11 protein-coding genes are annotated in these 13,895 nt (G+C 70.7%); 10 read left to right on the plus strand and 1 reads right to left on the minus strand.

Going from position 1 to position 13,895, the window contains the following annotated elements:
• Positions 1-109 precede the first annotated feature (109 nt).
• On the minus strand, positions 110-709 hold the full coding sequence (locus ACFW48_RS02845; RefSeq protein ID WP_386309814.1) for a TetR/AcrR family transcriptional regulator: 600 nt from the start codon (positions 707-709) through the stop codon (positions 110-112).
• Positions 710-807: 98 nt separating this feature from the next.
• On the opposite strand from ACFW48_RS02845, the gene ACFW48_RS02850 reads away from it, so the two are divergent.
• From ACFW48_RS02850 to ACFW48_RS02895, 10 genes are all read left to right on the plus strand, one after another.
• Entirely contained in the window at positions 808-2,424 is a 1,617-nt protein-coding gene (locus ACFW48_RS02850; RefSeq protein ID WP_386309816.1) for a carboxyl transferase domain-containing protein, read from the plus strand.
• Between the two features lie 37 nt (positions 2,425-2,461).
• Complete coding sequence (locus tag ACFW48_RS02855; RefSeq protein ID WP_386310250.1) at positions 2,462-4,399, plus strand: acetyl-CoA carboxylase biotin carboxylase subunit; 1,938 nt, start codon at positions 2,462-2,464, stop codon at positions 4,397-4,399.
• Positions 4,396-5,364, plus strand: coding sequence for a hydroxymethylglutaryl-CoA lyase (locus tag ACFW48_RS02860; protein WP_386309818.1), 969 nt, complete (start codon positions 4,396-4,398; stop codon positions 5,362-5,364). Before ACFW48_RS02855 ends, ACFW48_RS02860 begins: the two co-directional genes overlap by 4 nt.
• A 5-nt stretch (positions 5,365-5,369) precedes the next feature.
• A complete protein-coding gene (locus ACFW48_RS02865; protein ID WP_386309821.1) occupies positions 5,370-6,530 on the plus strand; it encodes an acyl-CoA dehydrogenase family protein in 1,161 nt (386 codons plus the stop codon).
• 143 nt (positions 6,531-6,673) lie between these two features.
• Entirely contained in the window at positions 6,674-7,720 is a 1,047-nt protein-coding gene (locus ACFW48_RS02870; RefSeq protein ID WP_386309823.1) for an ABC transporter substrate-binding protein, read from the plus strand.
• A gap of 34 nt (positions 7,721-7,754) precedes the next feature.
• Positions 7,755-8,615: a siderophore-interacting protein gene (locus ACFW48_RS02875; protein WP_386309825.1), complete on the plus strand. Its 861-nt coding sequence runs from the start codon at positions 7,755-7,757 to the stop codon at positions 8,613-8,615.
• Between the two features lie 183 nt (positions 8,616-8,798).
• On the plus strand, positions 8,799-10,241 hold the full coding sequence (gene desA, locus ACFW48_RS02880; RefSeq protein WP_386309828.1) for a lysine decarboxylase DesA: 1,443 nt from the start codon (positions 8,799-8,801) through the stop codon (positions 10,239-10,241).
• Positions 10,225-11,505, plus strand: a complete 1,281-nt coding sequence (locus ACFW48_RS02885) for a lysine N(6)-hydroxylase/L-ornithine N(5)-oxygenase family protein (protein WP_386309830.1) — start codon at positions 10,225-10,227, stop codon at positions 11,503-11,505. Before desA ends, ACFW48_RS02885 begins: the two co-directional genes overlap by 17 nt.
• Positions 11,502-12,059 carry a GNAT family N-acetyltransferase gene (locus ACFW48_RS02890; protein WP_386309832.1) on the plus strand — a complete coding sequence of 186 codons (558 nt, stop codon included), beginning with the start codon at positions 11,502-11,504 and terminating at the stop codon, positions 12,057-12,059. Before ACFW48_RS02885 ends, ACFW48_RS02890 begins: the two co-directional genes overlap by 4 nt.
• On the plus strand, positions 12,056-13,828 hold the full coding sequence (locus tag ACFW48_RS02895; protein ID WP_386309833.1) for an IucA/IucC family protein: 1,773 nt from the start codon (positions 12,056-12,058) through the stop codon (positions 13,826-13,828). Before ACFW48_RS02890 ends, ACFW48_RS02895 begins: the two co-directional genes overlap by 4 nt.
• Positions 13,829-13,895: the final 67 nt, after the last annotated feature.

Raw genomic sequence — 13,895 nt, forward strand, 5'->3', positions numbered from 1 at the left:
ACCCCGGCAACCGCTTTTGGTTGGTTTTTGGGGGGGTTGGTTTTGTTTTTTATTTTACCCCCCCCCCCCCCCCCCGCCGCCTCCCTCGCCCCCCCCTTCCCCGCGCCCCTCAGTCGGCGGCCACCGCCGCGAACGCCCCCCGCGCCATCCGGTGCAGCAGCGTCGCCGTCACCGCGCGTCCGGGCAGGGAGCCGGGGCGGCCCAGGTGCGGGGTGGAGTTCAGCAGGCCGAAGACCGAGTGCACGGCCGAGCGGGCGTTCGGTTCCGACATCGCCGGGTAGACCTCGCGCACCACCCCGACCCACAGCTCGACGTACTGCCGCTGCAACTGCCGCACCATCTTGCGGTCCGCGTCCCGGAGGCGGTCCAGCTCGCGGTCGTGCAGGGTGATGAGCGGGCGGTCGTCGAGCGCGAAATCGATGTGCCCCTCGATGAACGAGTCGAGGACCGCCTCGGGGCCGGTCACCCCGTCCGCCTCCGCCAGCCGCCGCTTCGCGCCGGTCAGCAGCGAGTCGCTGATCCCGACCAGCAGCTCGGCGAGCATCGCGTCCTTGCCGGCGAAGTGCCGGTAGAGGCCGGGGCCGCTGATCCCGACGGCGGCGCCTATCTCGTCGACGCCGACACCGTGGAAGCCGCGCTCGGCGAAGAGCCGGGCGGCCTCCTTGAGGATCTGCTCGCGGCGGGTGGGGGCGTCGGTTCTCGTGGCCATGGAGTCGATTCTAGACAGGGAGGTTAGCGGTCGTTAACCTGGAGGAAATGCGTTAACGCTCATTAACTGATCGACCAATCGGGTGAGGGGACCGCAGGATGCGAGAGGCACCGGAGCTGACGACGGCGGCAGATCCCGCGTCGGAGGCCTTTCGGGCCAACGAGGAGGCGCACCGCGTCCTCGTGGAGGAGCTGCGCGCCAAGCTCGCGGCGGCCCGGCTCGGCGGCGGAGAGCGGGCGCGGGCCCGGCACACCGCGCGCGGCAAGCTGCTGCCGCGCGACCGCGTGGACACGCTGCTCGATCCGGGCTCGCCGTTCCTGGAGCTGGCGCCGCTCGCGGCCGACGGGCTCTACGACGGCCAGGCCCCGGCCGCCGGCGTCATCGCCGGTATCGGGCGGGTCAGCGGCCGGGAGTGCGTGATCGTCGCCAACGACGCCACCGTCAAGGGCGGCACGTACTACCCGATGACCGTGAAGAAGCATTTGCGGGCGCAGGAGGTGGCGCTGGAGAACCGGCTGCCGTGCCTGTATCTCGTCGACTCGGGCGGCGCCTTCCTGCCGATGCAGGACGAGGTCTTCCCGGACCGCGAGCACTTCGGGCGGATCTTCTACAACCAGGCTCGGATGTCCGGCGCCGGCATCCCGCAGATCGCCGCCGTCCTCGGCTCCTGCACGGCGGGCGGCGCGTACGTCCCCGCGATGAGCGACGAGGCGGTGATCGTCCGCGAGCAGGGGACGATCTTCCTGGGCGGCCCGCCCCTGGTGAAGGCGGCCACCGGTGAGGTGGTCACGGCGGAGGAGCTGGGCGGCGGCGAGGTCCACTCGCGAGTGTCCGGCGTGACCGACCACCTGGCCGAGGACGATGCGCACGCCCTGCGCATCGTGCGGCAGATCGTCTCCACGCTGCCCGAGCGCGGCCCGCTCCCCTGGGGTGTCGAGCCCGCGGCCGAGCCGAAGGCCGACCCGCTCGGGCTGTACGGCGCGGTGCCGGTCGACTCCCGCACCCCCTACGACGTACGCGAGATCATCGCGCGCGTGGTGGACGGCTCCAGGTTCGCCGAGTTCAAGTCCGAGTACGGACAGACCCTCGTCACCGGCTTCGCCCGCGTCCACGGCCACCCGGTGGGAATCGTCGCCAACAACGGCATCCTCTTCTCCGAGTCGGCCCAGAAGGGCGCTCACTTCATCGAGCTGTGCGACCAGCGCGGCATCCCGCTGGTGTTCCTGCAGAACATCTCCGGGTTCATGGTCGGCAGGGACTACGAGGCCGGCGGCATCGCCAAGCACGGCGCCAAGATGGTGACGGCGGTGGCGTGCACGCGCGTGCCCAAGCTGACGGTCGTGGTCGGCGGGTCGTACGGCGCGGGGAACTACTCGATGTGCGGGCGGGCGTACTCGCCGCGCTTCCTGTGGATGTGGCCCAACGCGAAGATCTCCGTCATGGGCGGCGAGCAGGCCGCGTCCGTGCTGGCCACGGTCAAGCGGGACCAGCTGGAGGCGCGCGGGGAGGACTGGCCGGCCGAGGAGGAGGAGACCTTCAAGGCGCCGATCCGTGCGCAGTACGAGCACCAGGGGAACGCTTACTACGCGACCGCCCGCCTGTGGGACGACGGGGTGATCGAGCCCGCCGACACCCGGCAGGTGCTGGGTCTGGCCCTGACCGCGTGCGCCAACGCGCCACTGGGCGACCCCCAGTTCGGCGTCTTCCGGATGTGAGGAGGGGACTTCGATGGGAAGCGCGATGGGGAGCTTGATGTTCGACACGGTACTGGTGGCCAACCGCGGTGAGATCGCGGTGCGCGTCATCCGGACCCTGCGCTCGATGGGCGTGCGCTCGGTGGCGGTCTTCTCCGACGCCGACGCGGACGCCCGGCACGTGCGGGAGGCCGACGAGGCGGTACGGATCGGTCCGGCGCCGGCGGCGGAGAGCTATCTGTCCGTCGAGCGGCTGCTTCGGGCGGCGGCCCGGACGGGGGCGCAGGCCGTCCATCCCGGCTACGGCTTCCTCGCCGAGAACGCCGGTTTCGCGCGGGCCTGCGAGGAGGCGGGGCTGGTCTTCATCGGACCGTCCGCCGACGCCATCGCCCTGATGGGCGACAAGATCCGCGCCAAGGAGACGGTGAAGGCGGCCGGGGTGCCGGTGGTGCCCGGCTCCAGTGGCAGCGGGCTGACGGACGCGCAGCTCGCCGACGCCGCCCGCGAGATCGGCACGCCGGTGCTGCTGAAGCCGTCGGCCGGTGGTGGCGGCAAGGGCATGCGGCTGGTGCGGGACGCCGCCGTGCTCGCCGACGAGATCGCCGCCGCCCGCCGCGAGGCCCGCGCCTCCTTCGGCGACGACACGCTGCTCGTGGAGCGGTGGATCGACCGGCCCCGGCACATCGAGATCCAGGTCCTGGCCGACGGCCACGGGGGCGTCGTGCACCTGGGCGAGCGCGAGTGCTCGCTGCAACGCCGCCACCAGAAGATCATCGAGGAGGCGCCCAGCGTGCTCCTCGACGAGGCGACCCGTGCCGCGATGGGCGAGGCGGCCGTGCAGGCGGCGCGCTCCTGCGGTTACCGGGGCGCGGGCACGGTGGAGTTCATCGTGCCGGGCAGCGACCCCTCCCAGTACTACTTCATGGAGATGAACACCCGCCTCCAGGTCGAGCACCCGGTGACCGAACTGGTCACGGGAGTGGACCTGGTGGAGTGGCAGCTGCGGGTGGCGGCGGGCGAGCGGCTCGGTCTCGCACAGGAGGACGTCCGGCTGACCGGGCACGCGGTCGAGGCCAGGCTGTGCGCCGAAGACCCCACGCGCGGTTTCCTCCCGTCCGGCGGCACGGTGCTGCGACTGCACGAGCCCGAGGGCGACGGCGTCCGCACCGACTCCGGCCTCAGCGAGGGCACCGAGGTCGGCAGCCTCTACGACCCGATGCTGTCCAAGGTGATCGCGTACGGCCCCGACCGCGCCACCGCCCTGCGCAGACTCCGGGCGGCCCTGGCCCGGACGGTGACGCTGGGCGTGCAGACCAACGCCGGGTTCCTGCGCCGGCTCCTCGCCCACCCGGCGGTGGTGGCGGGCGAGCTGGACACGGGGCTGGTGGAGCGCGAGGTCGACGGTCTCGTCACCACCGACGTGCCGGAGGAGGTGTACGAGGCGGCGGCCGCCGTACGGCTGGACGCGCTGCGTCCGCGCGGGGACGGCTGGACGGACCCGTTCTCGGTGCCGAGCGGCTGGCGCATGGGCGGCGAGCCGAAGCCGGTCGCCTTCCACCTGCGGATCACCGATCCGGTGGAACACACCCCGCGTGGCACCCACACCGTCACCGACGACCGGGTGTCGGTGACGGTGGACGGCGTCCGGCACACCTTCCACCGCGCCGCCGACTGGCTCGGCCGCGACGGCGACGCCTGGCACGTGCGCGACCACGACCCGGTCGCCGCCTCCCTCACCGGGGCCGCCCACGCGGGCGCCGACTCGCTGACCGCGCCCATGCCGGGCACGGTGACGGTGGTGAAGGTCGACGTCGGCGACGAGGTGGCCGCCGGACAGAGCCTGCTGGTCGTGGAGGCGATGAAGATGGAGCACGTCATCTCCGCCCCGCACGCGGGCACGGTCGCCGAGCTGGACGTGGCGCCGGGCACGACGGTCGCCATGGACCAGGTACTGGCGGTCATCACGCCGGCGGAGGACACGGAGGAGACGGCATGAACGCCCCCGAACTGGGCCTGCCCATGGCGGTACCGGAGGAGGGCCTGCCCGCCCGCGTCCGCGTCCACGAGGTCGGCGCCCGCGATGGCCTGCAGAACGAGAAGGCGACCGTCCCGGCGGAGGTGAAGGCGGAGTTCATCCGCCGTCTGGCCGCCACGGGCCTGACCACCATCGAGGCGACGAGCTTCGTGCACCCCAAGTGGGTGCCCCAACTGGCGGACGCGGAGCAGCTCTTCCCGGCCGTCGCCGGCCTGCCCGTCGACCTCCCCGTCCTGGTGCCGAACGAACGCGGCCTCGACCGCGCGCTCGCGCTCGGCGCCCGCCGCGTCGCGGTCTTCGCCAGCGCCACGGAGTCCTTCGCCAAGGCCAACCTCAACCGCACGCTCGACGAGGCGCTGGCCATGTTCGAGCCGGTGGTGGCGCGGGCGAAGGACGCGGACGGCGTTCACGTACGGGGCTACCTCTCGATGTGCTTCGGCGACCCGTGGGAAGGGCCGGTCCCCGTCGCGCGGGTGGTCAGGGTCTGCCGGGCCCTGCTGGACATGGGTTGCGACGAACTGAGCCTGGGCGACACCATCGGAGTGGCGACCCCGGGACACGTGAGCGCCCTGCTCACCGCGCTCACCGCGGCCGGTGTGCCCGTGAGCACCCTGGGCGTCCACTTCCACGACACCTACGGCCAGGCCCTGTCGAACACCTACGCCGCCCTCCGGCACGGCGTGACGACCGTCGACGCCTCCGCCGGCGGACTGGGCGGCTGCCCCTACGCGAAGTCCGCCACCGGCAACCTCGCCACCGAAGACCTCGTGTGGATGCTGCGCGGCCTCGGCATCGACACCGGGGTCGACCTCGGCTCTCTCGTCGCCACCAGCGTCTGGATGGCCGCCCACCTGGGCCGACCCAGCCCGTCCCGCACCGTACGAGCCCTCGCGGGCTCGGGCGCCGACTCCCACAAGGAGCAGTGACACCCATGGACCACAAGCTCTCCCCCGAACTCGAGGACCTCCGCCGCACGGTGGAGGCGTTCGCCCACGACGTGGTGGCGCCCAAGATCGGCGATTTCTACGAGCGGCACGAGTTCCCGTACGAGATCGTCCGGGAGATGGGCCGCATGGGTCTGTTCGGCCTGCCGTTCCCGGAGGAGTACGGCGGCATGGGCGGCGACTACCTGGCCCTCGGCATCGCCCTGGAGGAACTGGCCCGCGTCGACTCGTCGGTGGCCATCACCCTGGAGGCGGGCGTCTCGCTGGGCGCGATGCCGATCCACCTGTTCGGCACCGACGAGCAGAAGCGGACGTGGCTGCCCCGCCTGTGCTCGGGCGAGATCCTCGGCGCCTTCGGCCTGACCGAGCCGGACGGCGGCTCGGACGCGGGCGCGACGCGGACCACGGCACGCCTCGACGAGGCGACGAACGAGTGGGTCATCAACGGCACCAAGTGCTTCATCACCAACTCCGGCACCGACATCACGGGCCTGGTGACGGTCACGGCGGTCACCGGCCGCAAGCCGGACGGCCGGCCCCTGATCTCGGCGATCATCGTGCCGTCCGGCACCCCGGGCTTCACGGTCGCCGCCCCGTACTCGAAGGTCGGCTGGAACGCGTCGGACACGCGTGAGCTGTCCTTCTCCGACGTCCGGGTCCCGGCGGCGAACCTGCTGGGCGAGGAGGGCCGCGGCTACGCCCAGTTCCTGCGCATCCTCGACGAGGGGCGCATCGCCATCGCCGCGCTGGGCACGGGGCTCGCGCAGGGCTGTGTGGACGAGTCCGTCAGGTACGCGAAGGAACGTCACGCCTTCGGCAAGCCCATCGGCGCCAACCAGGCCATCCAGTTCAAGATCGCCGACATGGAGATGAAGGCCCACACGGCCCGTCTCGCGTGGCGCGACGCGGCCTCCCGGCTGGTGACCGGCGACCCCTTCAAGAAGGAGGCGGCGCTGGCGAAGCTGTACTCGTCGACGGTGGCCGTGGACAACGCCCGCGAGGCCACCCAGATCCACGGCGGCTACGGCTTCATGAACGAGTACCCGGTGGCCCGCATGTGGCGGGACGCGAAGATCCTGGAGATCGGCGAGGGCACCAGCGAGGTCCAGCGGATGCTGATCGCGCGGGAGTTGGGCCTGGTGAGCTGAGTCGCGGGCCGCGCCGGCGGGGCGCTCCCGGCCCCGCCCCGGCCCGCCCTCGGAGCCCACCCTATGGACAAGATCTGAGGTTAGGCTAACCTACCTTGAACTTGTCCCGCGGACGCTCCGCACCGTTCGAAAGCAGCCACGCCATGTTCAACGCCAGAGCTACCCACCCGACCCGTCGCGGAATCCTCGCCGCAGGCGGTGCCGTCGGCCTCGGTGCCGTGCTCGCGGCCTGCGGTGACGACGACGGGAGCAACGGCGGCTCCGGCAAGGACACGGGCGCCGCCAAGTCCGGCCCCTGGTCCTTCAAGGACGACCGCGGCACGACCGTGAAGCTGGACAAGGTCCCGACGAACATCGTCGCCTTCACCGGTGTCGCCGCCGCTCTCTGGGACTACGGCGTCCAGGTCAAGGGCGTGTTCGGGCCCACCACCACCAAGGACGGCAAGCCCGACGTCCAGGCCGGCGACCTCGACGTCGACAAGGTCACCGTCCTCGGCAACGAGTGGGGCAAGCTCAACGTCGAGAAGTACGCCACCCTCGCCCCCGAGGTGCTCATCACCACGACGTTCGACACCGCGGGCACCCTCTGGTCCGTCCCGGAGGACTCCAAGGACAAGATCGCCAAGCTCGCCCCGAGCGTCGCGATCTCCGTCTTCGACCGCCAGCTCACCCAGCCGCTCCAGCGGATGTGGGAACTGGCCGAGTCGCTCGGCGCGGACATGAAGGCCAAGAAGGTCACCGACGCCAAGGCCGCCTTCGAGAAGGCCGCGGCCCGGCTGCGCGCCGCCGCCAAGGCCAAGCCCGAGATCAGGGTGCTGGCCGGCTCCGCGAGCGCCGAACTCTTCTACGTATCCGGCACCAACCTCTCCGTCGACCTGGAGTACTTCAAGGCCCTCGGCGTCAACTTCGTCGAGCCCTCCGAGGCGGCCAAGAAGGCGACCGGCGGCTGGTTCGAGAGCCTGAGCTGGGAGAACGTCGACAAGTACCCGGCCGACGTCATCATCATGGACGACCGCGCCTCGACCATCCAGCCCGCCGACATCACCGAGGGCACCTGGAAGCAGCTGCCCGCGGTCAAGGCCGGCCAGGTCATCGCCCGTTCCCCCGAGCCGATCCTGTCCTACGACAAGTGCACGCCGCTGCTCGACAACCTGGCCGAGGCGATCGAGAACGCCAAGAAGGTCGGCTGACCTCTCGCCCTCTCCCCTCCTCCCGGAGCACTCCATGACGACGGCCGTAGCCGCCCCGTTCCGTTTCTTCTCCCTCCAGGTCGTACGGACGAGGCGGCTCGGCCCGTCCCTGGCCCGGGTCACCTTCGCGGGGCCCGACCTGCGGGGCTTCCACTCCGACGGGCTCGACCAGTCCCTCTCGCTGTTCCTGCCGCACCCGGGCCAGCCGGAGCCCGCGGTGCCGATCGAACTGGGCGACGGCTGGTGGCAGGCGTGGCGTGAACTGCCGGACGACGTACGGGCGGTGATGCGCTCGTACACGCTGCGCGCCCTGCGCCGGGACGCCTACGGGGACACCGCCGAGATCGACATCGACTTCGTGCTGCACGGCGTCGAACCCGGGGCCGCCCTGCAGGCCGGCCCCGCCTCCCGCTGGGCCGCCGACGCCGCCCCCGGCGACCGGGTCGTGCTGCTCGGACCGGCGATCGCCGACAACCGGGCGATCCGCTTCCGACCGCCCGAGGACACCGACCTGGTGGTCGTCTGGGGCGACGAGACCGCCGTACCGGCCGCCTGCGCCGTCGTCGAGTCACTGCCGGCCAGCACCCGCGCCCGGGTCTGGCTGGAGGTGCCGCACGCCGAGGACGTGCAGGAGCTGACGACGGCCGCCGACGCCGAGGTCAACTGGCTGGTCAGGGACGCCACCAGCGGCCCCGAAGCCACCCTCACCACCCTTCGCGCGGCCCAACTGCCGCCCGCCGAACACCCGTACGTCTGGATCGCCGGCGAGTCCGGCCACGTCAAGCGACTGCGCCGGCACTTCGTGGGCGAACGCGGCATCGACCGCCGCCGCGTCACCTTCGTCGGATACTGGCGCCAGGGCCTGACGGAGGAACAACTCCGCGAGCAGGGCTGACACCCACACCGCGGGAAGTCCCAACTCACCGTCCGTGCCGTACGGATGACGCGCGAGTGACAGCAGTCACGTAGAGGCACGCGTTTGATCAAAGTGACTTAGGTTAGGCTGCCCTAAGTCAAGCAAGGGCTTCGCCCTCTCCCCGTCCCCCTCTCGGCCCGTCCCCAACCGGAGGACCCCCACATGCGCTCGCACCTGCTCAACGACGCCACCGCGGAGCAGTACCGCCGCTCCGTGACCGAAGGAGTCGAGCGGGTGGCCGCCAAAATCGCCACCACCGACCGTCCGTTCACCGGCGTCACGGTCGACGCCCTCTCCCCCCGCATCGACGAGATCGACCTCGACAAGCCGCTGCACGACACGGCCGCGGTCCTCGACGAGCTGGAGGACGTCTACCTCCGCGACGCCGTCTACTTCCACCACCCCCGCTACCTCGCCCACCTCAACTGCCCAGTCGTCATCCCGGCCGTGCTCGGCGAGGCCGTCCTGTCCGCCGTCAACTCCTCGCTGGACACCTGGGACCAGTCGGCCGGCGGCACACTCATCGAGCGGAAACTGATCGACTGGACCACCGCCCGTATCGGCCTCGGCCCCGCCGCCGACGGCGTGTTCACCTCCGGCGGCACCCAGTCCAACCTCCAGGCGCTGCTGCTGGCCCGCGAGGAGGCGAAGACGGAGAACTTCGCCGACCTGCGCGTCTTCGCCTCCGAGGTCAGCCACTTCAGCGTGAAGAAGTCGGCGAAACTGCTCGGCCTCGGTCCCGACGCCGTCGTGCCGATCCCCGTCGACCACGACAAGCGCATGCAGACCGTCGCCCTCGCCCGCGAACTGGAGCGCTGTGCCGCGGACGGCCTGGTCCCCATGGCCGTCGTCGCCACCGGCGGCACCACCGACTTCGGCTCCATCGACCCGCTGCCCGAGATCGCCGAACTGTGCGAGCGGTACGGCGTGTGGATGCACGTGGACGCGGCCTACGGCTGCGGACTGCTCGCCTCCCTGAAGTACCGGGACCGCATCGACGGCATCGAGCGCGCCGACTCGGTCACCGTGGACTACCACAAGTCCTTCTTCCAGCCGGTGAGTTCGTCGGCCGTGCTGGTCCGGGACGCGGCCACGCTGCGCCACGCCACCTACCACGCGGAGTACCTCAACCCGCGCCGCATGGTGCAGGAACGTATCCCCAACCAGGTGGACAAGTCCCTCCAGACCACCCGCCGCTTCGACGCGCTCAAGCTGTGGATGACGCTGCGCGTGATGGGCGCCGACGGCATCGGACAGCTCTTCGACGAGGTGTGCGACCTCGCCGCCGAGGGCTGGAAACTGCTCGCCGCCGACCCGCGCTTCGACGTCGTCGTCGCGCCGAGCCTGTCCACCCTGGTCTTCCGCTACATACCGGCGGCCGTCACCGACCCCGCCGAGATCGACCGCGCCAACCTGTACGCCCGGGGGGCCCTGTTCGCCTCCGGCGACGCCGTGGTCGCGGGCACCAAGGTCGCCGGGCGCCACTACCTGAAGTTCACCCTGCTCAACCCCGAGACGACCACGGCCGACATCGCCGCCGTCCTCGATCTGATCGCCGGCCACGCCGAGCAGTACCTGGGAGAGTCCCTTGACCGCGCTTCCTGAAGCCAGTGCCCCGTACGACTTCGTGGGGATCGGCCTCGGCCCCTTCAACCTCGGCCTGGCCTGCCTCACCGAGCCCATCGCCGAGCTGAACGGCGTCTTCCTGGAGTCCAAGCCGGACTTCGAGTGGCACGCCGGCATGTTCCTGGACGGCGCCCACCTCCAGACCCCGTTCATGTCGGACCTGGTCACGCTCGCCGACCCGACGTCCCCGTACTCCTTCCTCAACTACCTGAAGGAGAAGGGCCGGCTGTACTCGTTCTACATCCGGGAGAACTTCTACCCGCTGCGCGTCGAGTACGACGACTACTGCCGCTGGGCCGCGAACAAACTGAGCTGCGTCCGCTTCTCCACGACGGTCACCGAGGTGACGTACGACGAGCGGGACGAGCTGTACGTCGTCGCGACGACGGGCGGCGACACGTACCGCGCCCGCCGCCTGGTCCTCGGCACCGGCACCCCGCCGCACATCCCGGACGCCTGCCGCGGCCTGGCCGGCGACTTCATCCACAACTCCCGCTACGTGCGGCACCGGGCGGAGCTGGTGAAGAAGAAGTCGATCACCCTGGTCGGCAGTGGCCAGTCGGCCGCCGAGATCTACCGCGACCTGCTCGGCGAGATCGACGTCCACGGCTACCAGCTCAACTGGGTCACCCGCTCCCCGCGCTTCTTCCCCCTCGAATACACCAAGCTCACACTGGAGATGACCTCGCCGGAGTACGTGGACTACTACCACGCGCTTCCCGAGCCGACCCGCTACCGCCTCACCAGCGAGCAGAAGGGCCTGTTCAAGGGCATCGACGGCGACCTGATCAACGAGATCTTCGACCTGCTCTACCAGAAGAGGCTCGGCGGCCCCGTCCCCACCCGCCTGCTCACCAACTCGGCACTGACCGACGCCCGGTACGCGGACGGCACGTACACGCTCGGCTTCCGGCAGGAGGAGCAGGGCAAGGACTTCGAGATCGACACCCAGGGGCTGATCCTGGCCACCGGCTACCGGTACGCCGAGCCGGAGTTCCTCAAGCCCGTCCGGGACCGGCTCCGCTACGACTCCCGGGGCAACTTCGACGTCGCCCGCAACTACACCGTCGACGTCACGGGCGGCGGCGTGTTCCTGCAGAACGCGGGTGTCCACACGCACAGCATCACCAGTCCCGATCTGGGCATGGGTGCCTATCGCAACAGCTACATCGTCCGAGAGCTGCTCGGCACCGAGTACTACCCGGTCGAGAAGTCGATCGCGTTCCAGGAGTTCAGCGCATGAGCACCACCACCCCCACGGCCGCCGGCATCGGCGCCCTCACCCTCCGCCCCCTCGACCCGCTGAAGGACGCCGAGCTGCTGCACGGCTGGGTCACGCACCCCAAGTCCGCGTTCTGGATGATGCAGGACGCGAAGCTGGTGGACGTCGAGCGGGCCTACATGGAGATAGCCGCCGACGAGCACCACCACGCCTACGTCGGCCTGCACGACGGCGTCCCCGCCTTCCTGATGGAGAAGTACGACCCGGTCCACCGCGAGCTGACCGGCCTGTACGAGCCGGAGCCGGGCGACGTCGGCATGCACTTCCTGGTCGCCCCCACCGACCGGCCCGTGCACGGCTTCACCCGCGCCGTCATCACCGCCGTCATGGCCGAGCTGTTCGCCGACCCGGCGACCGCCCGTGTCGTCGTCGAACCGGACCTCGACAACAAGGCCGTCCACGCCCTGAACGCAGCCGTCGGATTCGTGCCCGAGCGCGAGATCCAGAAGCCGGAGAAGAAGGCGTTGCTGAGCTTCTGCACCCGCGAGCAGTTCGAGAAGGCGGTGTCCGCATGAGCCTCGCCGACGCCGTCGCCCACCTCTCCACCGAGCGCTGGGACCAGGCCAACCGCCTCCTGATCCGCAAGGCCCTCGCCGAGTTCACGCACGAGCGGCTGATCACGCCGGAGCCCTCCACGGGTGACGCCTACGTCGTCCGCGCCGACGACGGCGAGACCGAGTACCGCTTCACCGCCACCGTCCGCGCCCTGGACCACTGGCAGGTGGACGCCGACTCGATCACCCGCCACCGCGACGGCGCGGAACTCCCCCTCGCCGCTCTGGACTTCTTCATCGAGCTGAAGGAGTCGCTGGGCCTGAGCGACGCGATCCTGCCCGTCTACCTGGAGGAGATCTCCTCCACCCTCTCCGGCACCTGCTACAAGCTCACCAAGCCGAACCTCACCTCCGCCGAGCTGGCGAACAGCGGCTTCCAGGCCGTCGAGACCGGCATGACCGAGGGCCACCCCTGCTTCGTCGCCAACAACGGGCGGCTCGGCTTCGGCATCCACGAGTACCTGTCGTACGCCCCCGAGACCGCGAGCCCCGTCCGGCTGGTGTGGCTGGCCGCGCACCGCTCGCGGGCGGCGTTCACGGCCGGCGTCGGGATCGAGTACGAGTCCTTCGTACGGGACGAGCTGGGCGAGGCGACCGTCGACCGCTTCCACGGCGTGCTGCGCGAGCGGGGTCTGGACCCGGCCGACTACCTGTTCATCCCGGTCCACCCCTGGCAGTGGTGGAACAAGCTCACCGTCACCTTCGCCGCCGAGGTCGCCCGCGGGCACCTGGTCTGCCTCGGCGAGGGCGACGACGAGTACCTGGCGCAGCAGTCCATCCGCACCTTCTTCAACACCTCGCACCCCGAGAAGCACTACGTGAAGACGGCCCTGTCCGTCATCAACATGGGCTTCATGCGCGGCCTGTCGGCGGCGTACATGGAGGCGACCCCGGCCATCAACGACTGGCTCGCCCAGCTCATCGAGGGCGACCCGGTGCTCAAGTCGACGGGCCTGTCCATCATCCGGGAGCGGGCGGCCGTCGGCTACCGGCACCTGGAGTACGAGCAGGCCACCGACCGCTACTCGCCGTACCGCAAGATGCTGGCCGCGCTGTGGCGCGAGAGCCCCGTGCCGACCCTCCAGGACGGCGAGACCCTGGCCACCATGGCCTCCCTCGTGCACGTCGACCACGAGGGCGCCTCCTTCGCGGGCGCGCTGATCGAGCGGTCGGCGCTCGCGCCCACCGAGTGGCTGCGGCACTACCTGCGGGCCTACTTCGTCCCGCTGCTGCACAGCTTCTACGCCTACGACCTGGTCTACATGCCGCACGGCGAGAACGTGATCCTGGTCCTGAAGGACGGGGTCGTGCAGCGCGCGATCTACAAGGACATCGCCGAGGAGATCGCGGTGATGGACCCGGACGCGGTGCTGCCCCCGGAGGTCTCCCGGATCGCGGTCGAGGTCCCGGAGGACAAGAAGCTCCTGTCGATCTTCACGGACGTCTTCGACTGCTTCTTCCGCTTCCTCGCCGCGAACCTCGCCGGCGAGGGCATCGTGGAGGAGGACGCCTTCTGGCGGACGGTCGCGGAGGTCACCCGCGAGTACCAGGAGTCGGTGCCGGAGCTGGCCGAGAAGTTCGCCCGGTACGACATGTTCGCGCCCGAGTTCGCGCTGTCCTGCCTCAACCGGCTCCAACTGCGCGACAACGAGCAGATGGTGGACCTCGCGGACCCGTCCGGCGCGCTCCAGCTCGTCGGAACCCTGAAGAACCCGATCGCGGGCCGGTAGCCGACGGCCCCTCGCGGACGGGCGGGCACCCCGGAGACGGTCCTCCGGGGTGCCCGTCGGGCATGGC

Source organism: Streptomyces sp. NPDC058812, from assembly GCF_042744565.1.
GTDB lineage: Bacteria > Actinomycetota > Actinomycetes > Streptomycetales > Streptomycetaceae > Streptomyces > Streptomyces thinghirensis.